The sequence below is a fragment of the Chengkuizengella sp. SCS-71B genome, assembly GCF_040100845.1.
GTDB lineage: Bacteria > Bacillota > Bacilli > Paenibacillales > KCTC-33759 > Chengkuizengella.
In genome coordinates this window covers 1415296-1435096 of the sequence record NZ_JAZHSH010000001.1, presented here as the reverse complement: position 1 = coordinate 1435096, position 19801 = coordinate 1415296, and the positions used below count along the sequence as shown (strand labels likewise).

The following is a 19801-nucleotide window of genomic DNA, read 5'->3' as shown; positions in this document are numbered from 1 at the left end:
ATTACCCTCCATTCTATCTAAATTGCTGTGCTTCTTTTTATTACCCTGACTCACTAATATGAAGCTGTGCTGACTGAACGATTTTCCCCATTTCCATTTTTATCACTTTATCCGCAGTATCAAAATATCTGTCATCATGTGTAATCGCAATGACACATTTCCCTCTTTTTTTCAATTCAGGTAACAATGAGTAGTAAAATAACTCTCTAAATTCTGGATCTTGATCTGCCGCCCATTCATCAAAAAGGTAAATCGGTCGATCCTCTAGGTAACTGATCATTAAAGCTAATCTTTTTCTTTGTCCAGTGGATAATTTGACCGTATTCAATACCCCATTTTCAATATGAACCTTTTCCTTTAACAACATCAGATCTAAGTATTCATTGATTTCTTTGTTTTTCATTTCATATTGAATGCCGTACAGTTTTTCAAACAAATGGAAATCACTGAAAATTGCAGAATATTTTTCACCTAGCTTTTCTGAATCCACCTGAATACCATTAATTGTGATTTCGCCACGTTCCACCTCGTATAATCCTGTGGCTAATTTTGCAAGTGTAGATTTCCCACTGCCATTCCCACCTGTAATATAAGTAACCTCTCCTGATCTGAATGAAGTGTTAATCGGACCTACCTTAAATGTCTCGCCTTCATTCGTTTTATAAGAATATTCAACCTCTCGAAGTTGAAGTTCAACTACTTTATCATCGATTTCATGGAGATCAAAGATGGACTGATTTTGTTTCAAATGAACAGCATCTAACTCCTTCGATATTTCATTAATTCGATTCCAGCTAATTCGAACTCTAAATATATTAGGTATCGTCCCTAAAATGCCATGGACTGGTCCCGTCATATATAAAAGAACAAACACGTAACTTCTTAAAGAGTCCACTTTCAAATCTGTAAAAAGAATTGGAAACATAAAAGCTACCCCACCGATTACAAAGGTGAAGAGCAATTCACCAACCACATTTACGTTTGCAAACTTAACGTCTCCTTGAATCCGCTTTTCCTTATACATTTGATTACTTTTCTGCATATCCAGTTTGAAATCTGTTCGTTTCTCACGATTCAATCTCAGCTCTTTAAATCCATCATTTAGGTTACGGATAAATTTAAAAAACACATTTTGAATATCTCTAGTTTGTTCCCACAATTTATTCGCTTGTCTCCCAAAGAAAAAGTGAAGAGCAGCTGCGATAAAAATAAATAATATCGAAGCTAACAAACCGTAAAAGCTAATAATACCCATATAAACAAAACAACAAATTAAAGTCACCAAACTCGTTGCACCTGTAATGACAATATTAGAAAAATCACTGATCGTTTCTGTATCGTTATTTAACGAGGCTTCAATTTTACCTTGCTCCATAGCATCTATGTTTTGAAAGGAGGTGCCAAGAAGTTTATCTATTAACTCCGTCCTTTTTTGATAGACCATATGATTTGCAATGTTAATCAATTTTGTACGAACTAATTTTTGACCAAAAACATAAAGTAAAATTCCAAAAGCGAAATATGTAAATAATCCGCTTTGAAAACCTTCACCTCGATTTAAAGCTTCATTGACCATAAAAATGATAAGTGCATTTCCAAAACCACTTACGATACTTAACATAATTAATACAAGCATTCCTTTATCATCATGTTTTGGAAAAAATAAAGTAAGCATGTAGTATAAACTAAATAATATTCCAGATGTAAATATACACAATACTGCCATGGTAAAACTATTTGGTGCCCACACGTTTACAAAATCCCAATTTAATCCCCAATATAAAACGTTAGGAATTTGATATAAACAATAAGAGAAACCTGCTATAAAAATACTAAAGAACACTAAACTAGTAAAAAGCCTCGCAATATTTCCTTCAAACTTCCTTTTTTTTATTAAAATCTGTTTTATAGCTATGCCTAAAAACCATACAACAAGCAGCATCATTGGGATCGTAATAAAAATAACTGCAGATGAGATGTTGTCCATACTTTTATAAAAATCTGTTCCCATACTTTCTAATTCTTTGCCATTGATCAAGTTCATAATTCCTTCACCAATAAACTGAATATCACTAGAATTTAGATTACCTAGTACTGCAACTCCAATTCCATCTATAGGTCGAAAAGTAATAAAGGAAGCATAATTTGGATTATTTCCCCCGTGAGAAATCTCTCCAGATCCATTTTGAAATACAGCCCACCCTGCTGCATAAGATGAACCATCTAGATTTGGGGATACGGTACGGTCTGGTTTATGTGATGTTTCTACAACTTCTTTAAAGCCATCTGTATTTGAAGCTGTGCCAAGTTGTATTTTCAACCATTGTGCCATATCATTTGCATTTGAAATCAAATATCCTGCAGGTGTATTTCCTCTATACATCGGAGCGTCATACGCTACAGTACGTAATAAACTTGGTTTATAGCCTACCGCCAATTGAGAACCCTCTTCCGCTCTAAATAAATAAGTGTCGTTTAAATGTAAAGGCTCTAAAAGCTCTTTTTTCATATAATTTTCATAGGATACGCCTGTAACCTCTTTTATAACCAAACCTAACACGTCATAATTTATCGTTGCATATAAAAATTGTTCCCCAGGTTTAAATGCTAAAGTCTCTCCTATCAATGTTCTTACTGTCGTTTCTAATGCATCTTCGCTATCATTTATAGGTATTTCTTTAATCGATTGAAATGGAATACCGCTCGTATGATATAAAAACTGCTTTAAAGTAATATCCTCGTCCTGACCTTCGTAATCAAAACTTAACCAAGGGATGTACTCTGTAACAAAGTCCTCTAAGTTAATCAACCCTTGTTCTTCCAACTGTAATATAGCAAGTCCAGTAAAAGCTTTACTTGTAGAACCAAGTTCAAACAATGTACTTTCATTAACAGGTATATGATTCTCCACATCCGCATAACCAAAACCTTGTTGATATACCGTTTCATCCTCTTTTACAATCACTACTGATAGTCCTGGAATATCAGATTGTTCCATACTTTCACCAATGTACTCTTCTATTTCACTTCTCAATTCATCTGAAAAGTTCGTAAACGCGATAACACTGCTTTGAATAAGAAGCATCATAAGAGATACTAATATGATAAAAATTTTAAGTGTTCTCATAAATCCCCCTCTTATTTCCTACAAATTTAAATATTTCTTCAACTGCCTTATCTAATCCCCCTGCCTTCTTAAACGAATCCTTAATCTTTCTACAATTTTCCTTATAACTAGGTTCTGTTAGAACTTTATTTACGACCATCTTTATGTTAGAAATACCTTCCTCTTGATTTCTGATATATATACCTGCTCCAACTCTTTCCACTGCCATTGCTCCCATAAACTGATCAAAGTTTTGTGGCAATAAAACCATCGGCACAAGGAAATTTATACTTTCATGTACACTATTTGCTCCGCCATGTGTAATAAAAACATCTGCCTGTTGTAAAACTTTAAGCTGAGGTACAACATTTTTTACGATGAAATTTTCAGGAATATATCCTACATCTTCTATATTTACTTTCTGACCAATGGACATCACTACCTGTAAATCTGCATCACCAAAAGCGTTGATAAAATTTCTATAAATATCTAATCGATCATTGAATATCGTACCTAACGAAATATAAACAAGAGGTTTATCCGCTAATTTTTCAGAAGGAAAGTCCTCTTCTCCATTTCGATGATAAATCGAATAACCTGTAAATAAATAACTATCATCAAAAGCTTCGGAATAAATTTGCAGTTGTTTGGAAGTGAATAAAATATTTAAACCTTGTTTGCTTAAAAAAATATCATTGATTACATTCGTATCTTGTAAGTTATGTTTTTTAGCTATGCTTTTAGAAACTTTTTCAATTAGCTTCTTATACATATTTGTATTACCCTTATATTTTTTATACAGAGGATCCTCCCCAGCTCTAAGTATGTTCTCCATAAAAAACGATGGGTCTATATCTGCCATTTCATCTATAAATGCAAAGCTATCAAAAACTGAAATACCAGGAATATTTAATATCTTAGAGACTTCTTTTCCCCAATAACAAAATGCATCATGAATGATATAATCAGGTTGAAGTTGTTCAATTTCATCTAATAAGTGATCTAAAATGATTTTACTTTTACTTAGAATAAAATCAGCAAAAACAAGGAATGTTTCAATCCCTCCCCCATCATAAGTACCAAAATGAGCTAAATCTCGATAACTTTTAAACTTTGCTCCTGTTTCTTCAATTTTTTCACGATACTCATCTGTACAATAATAAAAAACCTCCTCTCTTCTATCCACAAGTTTTTTCATTAACCCGAGTGTTGGGTTCACATGTCCTGCTAAATCAACACCAAAGTAAATCACCGTTGACATAAAATCACCTCCTATGTGCATATCGTTTTTGTAAATGATTTATGTTTCATGTTAGTAGATCGTCTAGTTCATCTTGTGATAATTCGATAGTTTCAAAATCAGAAGGAGTATACTGTGGGCTTCCAGATTTTATACAGTGGTTTATGACATCTTTCAAATGATTCAAATACAAATTCATAAATGTTTGTATGGTCTCATCTTTAAATTGATTTTTGGAATACTGAAATCTCATATTTAATTTTCTATTGAAAACGAATCCATTGATATCTATTAAAGCAGTTAAGTTGTTATTTGAACTATAGTCAGCTCCTGAATCTTCTGAAGATAATGAAAAGAAATCGTTATGTAAAAACTGCTCAAAATCACCCAAATAATTAAACCGAATACGATTGTGCTCTTGTTGATCGATGATTTCTTGTGACAAATATTTCAGTATGCCAAACCCTAAACCTTTATTCGGAATATTACGAATCTGTTCTTTCATTGTTTTAATGTGATCACTTAGATTTGATTGGATTTTGCATAACTTAAATGGATACAGACTTGTAAACCAGCCTACAGTTCTAGAGATATCCAATTTATCAATGTCTCTCCCATGACCTTCTAGTTCAATCACAGTTTCGTTTAGGTTAAAAGTGTCACATATTGCTTTGGATAGAGCTATCATCAATAAATCCATCACTTCCGTACGATACGTATCATTTGCAATCGTTAACAATTGACTAGTGTGATCCTCATCCAGATCATAAGATAATGTAACTGAACTCCCATAATTAAACTCTCCTAAATGAAAATCAACAGGTACTACATGTTCATCCTTAAGGATAGATATCCAGTATTGTTTTTCCTCTAGAAATTTATTCTTTACTTCCCATAACATTTCTGCCCAAGATTGTAAGGAATATGTTTTAGAAGGAAGAGATAGTTTGTTATTTAAACCTATATTGGCCAACAACGTTTCGATATCTTCTAAAATGATTCTCCATGAAACGCCATCTATAACTAGATGATGAGCAGTTAACAACATTCTATGACCCTGCTCTCCCAAATCGAATAACGCAGCCTTCAATAAAACATCTTGCTCAAGACTAAATCGAGATTTAATCTGTTCTCCTATTTGAGCCATTTTCACTTGCTGTACATCATATGAATAGTTCGATAAATCAAACTGCTCTATTTTAGTTAAAATCAATTCAGCCTTTTTCTTATAAAATAATTGGTTTTTAGGATTAATATTTATTCTTAAGGAATCATGATGTACAAGTAATTCATCTATGATTTGTTCAAGCTTGTCAGCACTCATCTTTTTTTTCAAATCCAATAATACTGATTGATTGTAATGGTTGAATTGATTAAAGTTATGTGATAAAAACCAAGACACAATAGGTGTATGTTTGATCTTTCCCTCCACCGTTACTTCATCTACTTGATTTTCAGTCTTCTTTTTCATGTACTTGACCATTTGGTCTAAGATGGGATTGGAAAGAATGTCCTTTACTTTTATAGAGTATTGCTGACTCCTTAGTTTTGAAACAATTTGAATTGCTTTAATGGAGTCTCCTCCATGGTGATAGAAGTTATCATTCATACTGATTTTATCTCCCTTTAAAACTTCACCCATGCTGATAACTAGTTGCTGTTCTGCTTCATTTCGGTAAGAGACAAAGTTCGTATCTTCACGATGTATTAATTCAGGTTTTGGAAGCAAACTTCTGTTCACTTTTCCATTTGCAGTTAAAGGAATTCCATCCAACTGAATAAAATAAGTAGGAATCATATAATCAGGTAATTGACCTATCAACTTATTTTTTAGATGATTTGAAACCATCTCTTCCTGGGTACTTACGAAATAGGCACAAAGAAACTTACTCTCATTTTCATGTTCACCATCTATGACGACTGCTTCTTTAATGGAGGAAACATTTAAAAGTTGTTTTTCAATCTCACCTAGTTCTATTCGATAACCATTTATTTTTACTTGATGATCTGAACGCCCTAAATATTCGATTTGACCCTCAAGATTAAACCTTGCTAAATCACCTGTTTTATACATCCTTTTCCCTGAATGAAATGGATTACATATAAACTTTTCCTTTGTTAAATCTTCACGATTTAAGTATCCCCTTGCGACTCCATCTCCAGAAATGTACATTTCCCCAATTTCATTTGCAGGTACAGGATTCAAGTTTGGATCAAGAATATAAATGTTTACATTATGAGCAGGTTTTCCAATGGGAACAGAATGCTTGGCATCTTTTTCAATGTTATATTTATGAATCATACACCCTACAACAGTTTCAGTTGGTCCATATTCATTAAAGATTTCAACTTTTCCACCAAAGCTTTCAAAAACCTTTCTTGACAGATTTACACTCAGATCCTCTCCTCCAACTATAAACCTTTGAATTGAACTCTTTGTATTGTCCATATCTTTTAATAAAGATAAATGTGAAGGAGTAAGTTTCACTACAGTAGCTTGATTTTCACTACGAATTTTGTATAATACATACTCATCTTCATCATTTCGATATACAACAATCTTCCCTCCACTGATTAGTGGTGTAAAAATAGATGTTACCGTTAAATCAAATGCTAACGATGAATAAAGAGGGAAGACTTCATATTCATCTTTTACGTACATTTGTTTTGCCCACCATATATAATTCACTAACCCTTGTTGTTCAATCATCACTCCTTTTGGCTTACCTGTAGAACCTGATGTGTAAATGACATAAGCTAATTGAAACAAAAAGTATTCAATATCAAGGTTTGAAGTATCTCCTTTAAAGATATCGTCGTTACAAAGGTTAATAACCTCCCCATTAAATGGTCTACAATACTCAAAATTAACTAGTAACATTTTACAATCTGAATCTAAAAGCATATAAGTGATTCGGTCTTCAGGATAATCAGGATCTATAGGCATGTAAGTTCCACCAGCTTTCAACACCGCTAACATACTAATTACACTTTCAATAGAATGATATGTTAGTAATCCTACAATGGATTCTTTTTGTAAACCTTTGTTTAATAATAACCTAGCGAGTTGGTTTACTTTCTCATTTAACCGCTGATAAGAATATTCTTTTTCATTAAATCGAATAGCTATTTTATCGGGAGTTTTTGAAACCTGCTCTTCAAATAATTGAATGATTGATTTATGTTCTGGGTAATGAGACTCTGTTGCATTAAATTCAGTAATGAGCTCTCTTTTCTCTTTATTTGATAAAAGATTTATCTCTTCAATTTTTGCATTGCAATCTACTAAAATTTTATTTATTAGAATATTCAATCGATGATACATTCCTACAATCTTTTCTTCATCGTATTCACTTGTTTTATAATCAAATTCGACCATTAAATTTCCAGAATCTAACCAGTCTTTAATAACTAGTTGTAAAGAATACACTTGATGTCCACTATAAAATTCTATATTTTCTACTTGGGAATCATTGAATTGAGTTTCTAATTTCGTATTATAATAATTTACACTTGTATCAAATAATTGATGATATCCTCTTTTTTGTAGCTGCAGATCTCTCATTAATACATCATAGGGATATTTTTGATGGAAATAACATCTCATCAATTCACGATTCATAGATTTTAATGTATCTAATATAGAAGCCTTTTCATCGATTTGAAATCTAAAAGGCATTGTGCTCGTAAACATGCCTAAAATACTTTTTTCCTTTTGACCTGATCTGTTTAGAACAGGCGTACCTATAATGAGGTCTCTTTGGTGTGTGATTTTATTTTGATATAAAAGGTATGAGAATATAAAAAATGTATTTAACGATACATTATTATTTTTTGCAAAGTTTTTAATCTTTGAGGAAAGTTGAGGTGTTATTTGAAATGTTTTTCTTGTTCCTTTAGTAAAATCTGAATTTTTGTTTATAAACCCTTCTGGTAGAGTTTTGTATAAATTATTCCAAAAGTTTTTATTTTTAATAAAGCGATCTGATTTAAAATAAGTTTGTTCTTGATTAATATACTCCAAGTATGAAATTGAAAGTTCACCTGTAATGGATTCTCCATGAAGTAACTTCATATAAATTTCTCTAATCTGTTCAGTGATGATGTTTATGGACCAACCGTCTGCTATAATATGATGAAGTTTTATAAGATACCCATTTTCTGAATCTGAGATTCTAAATAAACTAAACTCAAATAATTTTTCATTTAAAATAAATGGTTTTCCAGCCTCATCTTCCACCCACTGTTTAAAATGAAGATCTGGATATTCAAAAGTAGAAAAATCCTTAAATTTTAAAGCTTCTTCTTCATATTCACTGACATACTGACTAATTTCCCCATCAGCTTCGAATAATTTAATCCTTAATCCATCATGTGCACGAATTAGAGTTTGAATTGCTCTTTCCAATAATTGAAAATCAATTAAACCATTTATTTTTACAGGTCCACCAATATTATACATAGAGGTGTTGGGGTAAATTTGTTCAATATACCATACTCTTTTCTGAGGATGTGTTAATGGATATAACTTTATTTTCATCTGATCACACATTCAGATATCCCCACCTCCTTTCTAATTGTATGAGAGTAAAAAACTTTTTTTTAATACAAACAAAGATAATATTCATTCAAAAAAATAAATAAATATAAATACCAAGTATTCTATACTTTCTAACAATTTCCTTCTAAAAATTTTATAAAAATAACAATATTTTTCGTTAGCGCTTTCATAGTAATAAATTGTAAAATTAAACTTTATATGTCTAGAAAAAATAAAACTTCTAATTTATAATTAGAAGTTTATTACACTCAAATAGCTAAAATATTTTTCTATAATTTATAAAAATATAAACATTGAATCACTATCTACATATTTCTGCGATACTGCCCCCCGACTTCATACAAAGCTTTTGTAATTTGTCCTAAACTTGCTACCTTTACTGTTTCCATTAGTTCTTCAAAAATATTTTCTCCATTGATAGCTTTTGATTTTAAACGATTTAAAGCAATATTCGAATGTTCTTTATTTCGCTCCTGAAAGTCATGCAAATTTCTAATTTGAGTTTCTTTTTCTTCCTTAGTCGCCCTCGCTAGCTCCATATTATTTACTTCTTCATCTGAAGGTGGATTCGGATTGATGTATGTGTTCACACCTATGATCGGGAATTCACCCGAGTGTTTTTTCATTTCATAATACATGGATTCTTCTTGTATTTTTCCGCGTTGATATTGAGTTTCCATTGCACCTAATACTCCACCACGATCATTGATACGCTCAAATTCTTGTAGTACAGCTTCCTCAACAAGATCAGTAAGTTCTTCAATAATAAATGATCCTTGCATTGGATTTTCATTCTTTGTTAGTCCATGTTCTTTCGTTATGATCATTTGAATGGCCATTGCTCGTCTAACAGATTCTTCTGTAGGTGTTGTTATAGCTTCATCATAAGCATTGGTGTGTAAAGAATTACAATTGTCTTGCAATGCCATTAAAGCCTGAAGTGTTGTTCGAATATCATTAAAATCAATTTCTTGAGCATGTAAAGATCTGCCTGATGTTTGTACATGATATTTCAGTTTTTGACTTCGCTCATTTGCCCCATATTTATCACGCATCACAGTTGCCCAAATACGACGAGCCACCCTACCTATTACAGTATATTCTGGATCTAGACCATTACTGAAAAAGAAAGAAAGATTCGGAGCAAAGTCATCAATATTCATACCCCGACTTAAGTAGTATTCAACATAGGTAAACCCATTTGACAATGTAAATGCCAGCTGTGAAATTGGATTGGCACCTGCTTCAGCAATATGGTAACCAGAAATGGATACAGAATAATAATTACGAACGTTCTTTTCAATAAAATACGCCTGAATATCTCCCATTAAACGCAGGGCAAACTCTGTTGAAAAAATACAAGTGTTTTGTCCTTGATCTTCTTTTAGAATATCTGCCTGCACAGTTCCTCTTACGGATTGTAAAGTATTGTTTTTCACATCCATTTGTTCATCTTCTGATAAAGGACGTCCCAATTCCCCTTGTACTTTCTGTATTTGCTGTTGAATTGCAGTGTTTAAAAACATTGCTAAAATAATAGGGGCCGGTCCGTTAATTGTCATCGATACAGAAGTCGTTGGAGCGCATAAATCAAATCCATCATACAACTTATTCATATCATCTAGTGTACAAATACTGACTCCACTTTCTCCAACTTTTCCGTAAATATCAGGTCGAATATCTGGATCTTCACCATATAAAGTAACGGAATCAAAAGCAGTACTCAGTCTTTTTGCCGTATCATCCTTTGATAAATAATGAAAACGACGATTCGTTCGTTCAGGTGTTCCTTCACCTGCAAACTGACGTTTCGGATCTTCACCTTCACGTTTAAAAGGAAAAACTCCCGCAGTATAAGGGAATGAACCTGGCACATTTTCTTTATAAACCCAACGAATAATTTCCCCATAGTCTTTGAACTTTGGTAAAGAGACTTTGGGAATTTGTAATCCTGATAAACTTGTTGTCGTTAAATCAGTGACAATTTCTTTGTCACGTACTTTAGATATAAATTGTTGAGAGCTATATTTTTGCTTTTGATCCTCCCATTGTTCTAATATACGTCTAGATGATGCAGACAATTTTTGGTGATAGTCCTCTAAATAAACTTGCAAAGCAGGTGACACTTCTTCGTCTTTTTCCTTCAATATATTGATCGTACCTTCAATTTGATATAAAGATCGAGCAATGTTTTCCTGCTCTTCTGCGTGTCCATGATATCTCCTGACGGTGTCGGAAATGTCTCTTAAATAATGTCTTTGTTTATTAGGAATAATGATATTTTGTTTTTTGATTTCCTTCTCTTTAGTTAACGATGTCGTCCAATTCAACCCCAATTTTTCATTTAATTTTTCAATTAGAGCTACAAACAAGGAATTTGTTCCTGCATCATTAAATTGACTTGCAATCGTTCCATATACAGGCATTTCATCTAGTTCTTGTTCAAATAACGTATGACTGCGTTGAAATTGCTTTTGTACTTGATTTTTAGCATCCTCTGAACCTTTTCTCTCAAACTTATTAATGACAATTAAATCTGCAAAATCCAACATATCAATTTTTTCAAGCTGAGAGGGTGCTCCGAACTCACTTGTCATAACGTATAAACTTACATCACAAATTTCAGAGATTTCCGCATCTCCCTGTCCAATTCCACTCGTTTCAACAACGATAACATCAAAATCCGCTGCTTTCACTACAGCCAATGCATCATGAATCGCTAAAGATAATTCAGATCTTGATCCTCTAGTTGCCAAACTCCTCATATATATACGTGATGAAAATATCGCATTCATCCGAATTCGATCTCCTAATAATGCGCCACCCGTTTTTTGTTTCGTTGGATCAACAGATAAAATAGCCACTTTTTTATTGGGAATTTCATTTATAAATCTACGAATCAGCTCATCTGTAAGTGAGCTTTTTCCAGCTCCACCTGTCCCAGTTATACCGATTACAGGGACTTTTCGAGTCATTTGTTTGACTTTGTTCATTACTTGGGTTGCTGGTTCATAATCATCATTCACACTTATTTCAGCAGCAGTGATCATTCTAGCTATGGAAACAGGTTCTCCATTTCTTAATTTAGTTATTTCTTCTGAAATATTGTGATTAATAGTTAAAAAGTCACATTCCTCTAACATTTTATTAATCATGCCCTGCAACCCTAAGGTTCTGCCATCTTCTGGTGTAAAAATACCCGATATTCCGTATTCATGTAATTCTTGGATTTCACGAGGGATAATCACACCACCCCCACCACCATAAATTCGAATATGTGATGCACCTTTTTCATTTAATAAATCATACATATACTTAAAATATTCTACGTGACCACCTTGGTAAGAGGAGATTGCAATACCCTGAACATCTTCTTGAATCGCTGCATTCACCACTTCCTCTACCGATCTGTTATGACCTAAATGAATAACCTCTGCACCACTAGCCTGTAAAATTCTCCTCATTATGTTAATCGATGCATCATGTCCGTCAAAAAGACTGGATGCAGTAACGAATCGAATGTGGTTTTGTGGACGATATATTTCTTCGCTACTCAAAAGAAATACCCCCTTCAGTAATCTCATTATGTTTTTAAGGATTGCATCCTATATTTTACTATATCTGCATTAATGTTACTTTGTTAACATTCTTCCAATAACTAGCTTTTGAATTTCTTGCGTCCCTTCATATATCTGGGTAATTTTAGCGTCTCTCATATAACGTTCTACAGGATAATCCTTTGTATACCCATATCCACCAAAAACTTGTACAGCCTCTGTTGTCACTTTCATTGCAGTATCTCCTGCAAACAATTTAGACATGGCTGACTCTTTTCCGTAAGGCAAACCTTCTGATTCCAACCAAGCTGCTTGATAAGTTAATAATCTTGCTGCTTCAATACTAGTAGCCATCTCTGCTAACTTAAAGCTAATTCCTTGCTGATGAATGATCGGCTTACCAAATTGATGTCTTTCTTTCGCATAAGCGATTGCAGCGTCAAGTGCACCTTGAGCAATACCTACCGCTTGTGCTGCTATGCCGTTACGTCCTCCATCTAATGTCTTCATAGCAATTTTAAAGCCTTCGCCTTCTTTTCCTAACCTATTTTCCATCGGAACACGACAATCTTCAAAGATGATTTCTGTCGTAGGTGAAGAACGAATACCGAGTTTACTTTCCTTTTTACCTACCAAAAATCCTTTAAAGTCTTTCTCGACAATGAATGCACTTGTTCCATTATGTTTGCTTGAAGGATCTGTAAGAGCAAAAACAACATAATAATCAGCTACGCCCCCATTTGTTATAAAAATCTTTGATCCATTCAGTATATAGTCATCCCCATCTCGTACTGCAGTAGTTTTCATACCTCCTGCATCTGAACCAGAACCAGACTCTGTTAAACCATATGCACCAATTGAATTACCTAATGCCATTGGTTTTAAATATTTCTGCTTTTGTTCTTCTGTTCCAAACGTATAAATAGGCCATCCAGCCAATGATGTATGGGCAGATAACGTAACTCCAGTTGAAGCGCAAACGCGTGAAAGCTCTTCAACAACTATGCAGTATGCTAAATAATCACTGCCTATCCCTCCATATTGTTCTGGCCAAGGAATTCCTGTTAGTCCTAATTCAGCCATTTTATCAAAAATCTCACGATCAAAACGTTCCTCTTCATCACGTTCAGCCGCTGTGTGTGCCACTTCATTTTTAGCAAAATCACGAATCATGTCTTGAATCATGGTATGTTCTTCTGTTAGTTTAAAATTCATAACCATCTACCTTTCAGCAATTTTTGAACAAAATCTATTTAAAGTTCTTTACTAATTACAATTTTTTGAATTTCACTAGTACCTTCATACAACTGAGTCACTTTTGCGTCTCTAAAAAAGCGTTCAACTGGATATTCCTTTGTATAACCATAACCACCAAATACTTGTATTGCTTCCGTTGTAACTTCCATTGCAGCTTTAGATGCATATAATTTTGCCATTGAAGCTTCTTTTCTACACGGTAAACCACTCGTCTTTAAAAAAGCTGCACGATAAACTAGTAATCTTGCAGTTTCCACAAGAGTTACCATATCTGCTAGTTTAAATGCTATCCCTTGTTGCTCAGCAATCGGTTTTCCAAATTGTTGACGCTCTTTGGCATACTTGATTGCATGCTCACATGCTGCTTCTGCAATACCTAACGCCTGTGCAGCAATTCCAATTCGTCCAACTTCTAAGTTAGCTAAGGCAATTTTAAAACCCTGTCCTTCTTCACCTAATAAATTTGAAGAGGGTATCTTCATATTATCAAATATTAATTGAACCGTCCTCGAACCATGTAAACCCATTTTCTTCTCATCTTTACCGAACACTAACCCCTCAGTATTCTTTTCAACTATGAATGCAGAAATGCCACGACTCCCTGTTTGACTTTGATCTGTTCTAGCAAAACATATATAGGTGTCCGCTTCTCCGCCATTAGTTACAAACATCTTTGAACCATTCAAAACATAATAATCCCCTTGTTTTATTGCTTTTGTTTTGAGACTGGCTGCATCTGATCCCGAACTTGATTCTGTCAAACAAAAGGCTCCCAGATGTGATCCTGAAGCTAATCTAGGTATATACTTTGACACCTGCTCCTTTGTTCCATAATAGAGAATTGGATTTGTCCCAACGGAAGTATGAACAGATAAAATAACACCTAGAGCCGCGCTAACCTTAGATATTTCATGAATAGCAATAATGTATGAAGTAAAATCCATTGCTGCTCCACCAAATTTTTCAGGAATTGTAATTCCTAACAGTCCAAGTTTAGACATTTTATTAATGATTTCTCTAGGAAATTCCCCATTTTCTAAACGATCAATAAAAGGAGTGATTTCATCCTCTGCAAAAGCTCTAACCATCTTTTTCAACATTTCTTGTTCAGATGTAAATCTAAGGTTCAATATTCATTCCCCCTAATATTCACTTTCTAAGATATAAGTTGAATTTTAAAAATATCTCTAAAACAACGATTGTTTTTTATTCATAAATATAAAATCCTCTACCTGATTTTCTTCCTAACCAACCTGCTTTAACATATTTTCTTAACAACGGGCACGCACGATATTTATCGTCACCAAAACCATCATGCAAGATTTCCATAATATACAAACAAGTATCCAAACCTATAAAATCTGCGAGTGTCAATGGACCCATAGGATGATTCATGCCTAACTTCATGACTTCATCAACCGCTTCAGGTGTTGCAACTCCCTCGTAAACTGTATATATGGCTTCATTAATCATTGGCATTAAAATTCGATTAGAAACAAAACCTGGAAAATCATTTACTTCTACGGGGACTTTGTTCAGTTTTTCTGTTAAATCCTCAATTATTTCATAAACCTCATCACTCGTTGCTAACCCTCGAATGATTTCAACTAACTTCATCACGGGTACAGGATTCATAAAATGCATGCCGATCACTTTTTCAGGTCGTTTAGTTGCTGCAGCAATTTCAGTAATAGGAAGTGAAGAAGTATTTGTTGCTAAAATGGTATGTTCTGATGTGATGGAATCTAATTTAGCAAAAAGGTTTGACTTTACCTCCATATTCTCAACTGCTGCTTCAATTACCAGATCTACATCACTTACCTCATTAAGAAGTAAAGTAGAAGTAATTCGCTCTAAAACCGATTGTTTCTGTTCATTGCTTATACGCTCTTTTTCTACTTGGCGTGATAAATTTTTTTGGATGGTATTTATTCCTCGATTTATACTTTTTTGATCGATATCATTTAAGACAACATCAAACCCTGACATTGCACAAACTTGTGCTATTCCAGCACCCATTTGTCCTGCACCAATCACCATTATTTTTTGTATCTTCATTTGAACTTCCCTCCGTTTACACTTCTATCAATAAGGCATCTCCTTGTCCCCCGCCACTACAAATTGCTGCAACACCTAATCCTCCACCTCGTCTTCTTAACTCATGAATTAGCGTAGTGACTATCCTAGCTCCACTAGCTCCTATTGGATGTCCAAGTGCAACGGCTCCTCCATTTACATTAATTTTATTTACGTCCAAAGAAGCAATTTGTTTACTCGCCAAAGCAACTGCTGCAAAGGCTTCATTTATTTCAAACAAATCAATATCGTCTGTTGTTTTTCCTGTTTTTTGTAATAATTTATTAATAACAAGACCAGGTGTTTTAGGAAAATCTTTTGCTTCTACAGCGATTTCTGCATGACCTAAAATAGTAGCAATAGGCTGTTTACCTTCACGTTGTGCACGTTCTTCATCCATTAATACGAGAGCTGCTGCACCATCATTCACTCCAGGTGCATTTCCAGCTGTGATCGTTCCATATTTTCCAAATACAGGTTTTAATGATGTAAGTTTTTCTAAGCTAGTGTCTTTTCTAGGGGCTTCATCTTGTTCTACAATCTGAAACTGACCTTTTTTACCAGGGACTTCAACAGATACAATCTCTTCTGCTAACTTCCCTGATTCAATAGCCTCAAGTGCTTTTTGATGACTTCCAAAAGCCCATTCATCCTGTTCTTCACGAGTTATTCTGTATTCTTCTGCAACTCCATTTCCATAGGTACCCATATGCACACCAAAAAAACTGCAAGTTAAACCATCATGAATCATCATATCTTTCACACTGTTATCACCCATTCTTAAACCCCAACGTGCTTTATCCATAAAGTAAGGGGCATTACTCATAGATTCCATTCCTCCTGCTACAATCACTTCCTCATCACCTGAACGAATGATTTGATCTCCTAACGTAATACTTCTTAAACCTGATGCGCAAACTTTATTTATCGTTTCCGTTTTGACATCCCAAGGTATATCAGCTAATCTAGCAGCTTGTCTTGAAGGGATTTGCCCTTGTCCCCCCTGTAATACAGAGCCCAAAATAACTTCATCTACATTTTCAGGATTGACACCAGCACGAACTAGCGCTTCCTTTACAGCTATACCACCTAACTCGACGGCTTTTAATGAGTTTAAACCCCCTCCAAATTTTCCAAAAGGTGTACGAACTGCACTTAAAATCACTGTTTTCCCCACAAAAATTCCTCCTTAATTCCATTGGATACAAAGGTTATATTTATCCTGTATGCGCTTCCATTACAGATATATTAAATTAATTTCTACAATTCTATTATATCGGAAAAAAATAAAAATAGAAATATGTTTCATTTTTTATTTTTATTACCAGTTTAACGTGTTAAAATGGTTATGTGTTAGTTAAATGCTCTATTAACATGCATAATTTTAAATTAAACTATAATTGATATTCATAATAAACAAAGAAAATGTTTCAATTTTATAAAGATTCATAATATAAACTTTTATGTTATATATTTACAAAATTAAGAATATTCTGTAAAGTATGACTTAGGGGATAATTTGATAGTTAAATGAAATTAGGTGATGGCTTTTGTAACAAAAAAATAATCGGAGGGTAAGCAATGAAATTAAAACAATTATTTTCTGTTTTTATGGCAATTGCACTAATTCTATCTTTTTCAATTACTAGTTCAGCAGAGTCTACTTCACAAGACAGTACAATCATAGTAAAATTCAAAGATAAAACTTCCAAAGAAATGATAAAACAAATCCATCAAGAAGAAAAAGCAGAGGTCATTAAGAAAAATGAACAAATTGGTTTTGAAGTTATCAAAGTCAAAGGAAAATCTGTAGAGAAAGCCTTAAAACAATATAAAAACAGAGCCGATGTAGAATATGCAGAACCTATTATTGAATACTACGCTCTATTTACTCCAAACGATCCACTTTATTCAAGTAACCAATATGGTCCTCAAAAAATGAATGCCGAGCAAGCTTGGGACATCACACAAGGTAGCTCATCTGTTGTCGTTGCTGTTATTGACACAGGAGTTCAAGCAAATCATGAAGATTTGCAAGGGAAAGTAACCTCAGGTTATGACTTCATCGATAATGATAACGATCCTTCTGATGGGAATGGACACGGCACACATGTAGCTGGAACAGTCGGAGCAATTACGAACAATAGTATAGGGGTTGCTGGTGTAGCTCCAAATGTTAGTATCATGCCTGTACGCGTACTGAACAATGCTGGTTCAGGTACAAATCAAGGTGTTGCTGATGGAATTACTTATGCTGCAAATAATGGAGCAGATGTAATTAACTTAAGTCTTGGAAGCACTGCTCCTTCTTCAGCAGTAGAAAGTGCTGTTAACTATGCGTGGAATCAAGGCGTTGTTGTCGTAGCTGCTGCTGGTAATGCAGGATCGACTAGTCCACATTACCCAGCCTACTATACAAATTCATTGGCAGTGGCTGCTACAGATTCCAACGACAATAAAGCATGGTTTTCTACTTATGGATCTTGGGTAGATGTGGCTGCACCTGGTCAAGATATTATTTCTACGTGGAATAATGGTGGATATAATACAATCAGCGGAACATCGATGGCTGCTCCACATACTGCTGGTTTAGCAGGTCTACTTGCATCACAAGGTTTAACAAATGTTGAAATCCGCGATAGAATCGAAAGTACTGCAGACGCAATTACTGGAACAGGAAGTTATTGGGAGCATGGAAGAGTGAATGCATTTGCTGCAGTAAGTGGGGGGGATGTCCCTGGTCCCGATCCAACTGTAGTATTTGAAGATGATTTCGAAACGAATAAAGGTTGGACTGCAAACCCTAACGGAAGCGATACTGCTACAACAGGTATGTGGGAAAGAGCAAATCCTGAAACTACAAGCTATAGCGGAACAAAACAACAAGGAACAACACCAAGTGGAAGTTATGATCTTGTAACTGGAGGAAGTGCAGGTAGTTCTGTAGGTGCCAATGATATTGATAGTGGAGTCACTACTATTAAATCACCTGCTATTTCATTACCAACTGATGGATCACTTACATTATCTTTCACTTATTACTTAAGTCATTATTCTAATGCTAATAGTGATGATTTCTTCCGTTTGAAACTCGTTCGTCCAGATGGAAGCGTTGTAACTTTATTTGAAGAATTAGGAACATCCAGTGATCAAGATGCAGCTTGGTCCAATCAATCTCTTGATCTTTCAGCTTATGCTGGAGAGAATGTTCATCTTCAAATCGAAGCGGCAGATGCTGGCAGCCCTAGCTTGGTAGAGGCTGGAGTAGATGATGTCAAAATCGTACAAAATACAGCGTCCACGTCATTAGAACAAGCGATAGATTAGAGACAGTTTTTTTTAAAAACTATCTTATTTAACCCCTAATCATATTTGATTATAAAAGCCATCCGAAAACATCCTAAGCCTCTAACTGGGCTTAGGATGTTGTTTGATCAACTCCATCCATTCCTCTCTTAAAATCCCCATCTTAACAGAATCATAATACTCCCCATTTACAATTCTAGCTTTTCTAATTCTTCCTTCCTCTACCATACCTATCTTACTAGCTAGGCGAATCATTCTTTCATTTCCTGACCAAGTAGAAATGCCTATCCTTACAACATCCATTTTTTTGAAAATATAATCCGTCCATAAGGAAAAAGATTCTGTTCCATATCCACCAGACCAATATTTAGAATCATAAATAACAATTCCATTATTAAGCCAATTCGTACATTCATCCTCCCAATACCAGCTTACTGTACCAATTAACTTACCATCAACTTCAATGACTAATATATTCCTCGGTTGAGCTGTGCCAACTTTTATAAAATCATCCTTATGATCTTCCAAAAACTGATCAAGAGTCTTTTCAGGTCTATTGTAATAAGGACCGTTCCACTTTAAATGCTCTCTATCATCAGCTTCATAATTCCAATAGTATATCATCTCTACATCTTTTTCTGTTAAGTCTCTTAAAATCACTTTTTGACCTACGATGTTTATTATATTTGTTATCATAT

At 34.2% G+C, this 19801-nt stretch carries 9 protein-coding genes and 1 pseudogene; 1 reads left to right on the top strand and 9 read right to left on the bottom strand.

The window, feature by feature from the left end; genetic code table 11:
• Positions 1-40: 40 nt before the first annotated feature.
• The 8 genes from VQL36_RS07065 to VQL36_RS07030 form a co-directional block, all read right to left on the bottom strand.
• Positions 41-3127: a cyclic peptide export ABC transporter gene (locus VQL36_RS07065; RefSeq protein ID WP_349248628.1), complete on the bottom strand. Its 3087-nt coding sequence runs from the start codon at positions 3125-3127 to the stop codon at positions 41-43.
• Complete coding sequence (locus VQL36_RS07060; RefSeq protein ID WP_349248627.1) at positions 3114-4367, bottom strand: macrolide family glycosyltransferase; 1254 nt, start codon at positions 4365-4367, stop codon at positions 3114-3116. The genes VQL36_RS07065 and VQL36_RS07060 overlap by 14 nt, the downstream gene beginning before the upstream one ends.
• 46 nt (positions 4368-4413) lie before the next feature.
• Positions 4414-8898, bottom strand: coding sequence for an amino acid adenylation domain-containing protein (locus VQL36_RS07055; RefSeq protein ID WP_349248626.1), 4485 nt, complete (start codon positions 8896-8898; stop codon positions 4414-4416).
• A gap of 314 nt (positions 8899-9212) precedes the next feature.
• Complete coding sequence (gene icmF / locus VQL36_RS07050) at positions 9213-12491, bottom strand: fused isobutyryl-CoA mutase/GTPase IcmF (protein WP_349248625.1); 3279 nt, start codon at positions 12489-12491, stop codon at positions 9213-9215.
• A gap of 48 nt (positions 12492-12539) precedes the next feature.
• Positions 12540-13679 carry an acyl-CoA dehydrogenase gene (locus VQL36_RS07045; protein ID WP_349248624.1) on the bottom strand — a complete coding sequence of 380 codons (1140 nt, stop codon included), beginning with the start codon at positions 13677-13679 and terminating at the stop codon, positions 12540-12542.
• A gap of 38 nt (positions 13680-13717) precedes the next feature.
• Positions 13718-14851: an acyl-CoA dehydrogenase gene (locus VQL36_RS07040; RefSeq protein WP_349248623.1), complete on the bottom strand. Its 1134-nt coding sequence runs from the start codon at positions 14849-14851 to the stop codon at positions 13718-13720.
• Positions 14852-14927: 76 nt separating this feature from the next.
• Complete coding sequence (locus VQL36_RS07035) at positions 14928-15779, bottom strand: 3-hydroxybutyryl-CoA dehydrogenase (protein WP_349248622.1); 852 nt, start codon at positions 15777-15779, stop codon at positions 14928-14930.
• Between the two features lie 16 nt (positions 15780-15795).
• Entirely contained in the window at positions 15796-16974 is a 1179-nt protein-coding gene (locus VQL36_RS07030) for an acetyl-CoA C-acetyltransferase (RefSeq protein ID WP_349248621.1), read from the bottom strand.
• Between the two features lie 404 nt (positions 16975-17378).
• On the opposite strand from VQL36_RS07030, the pseudogene VQL36_RS07025 reads away from it, so the two are divergent.
• A pseudogene (locus VQL36_RS07025) lies at positions 17379-18518 on the top strand (S8 family peptidase); the annotation flags it as partial.
• 687 nt (positions 18519-19205) lie between these two features.
• On the opposite strand, the gene VQL36_RS07020 reads toward VQL36_RS07025, so the two are convergent.
• On the bottom strand, positions 19206-19799 hold the full coding sequence (locus VQL36_RS07020; protein ID WP_349248619.1) for a GNAT family protein: 594 nt from the start codon (positions 19797-19799) through the stop codon (positions 19206-19208).
• Between the last annotated feature and the right edge of the window lie 2 nt (positions 19800-19801).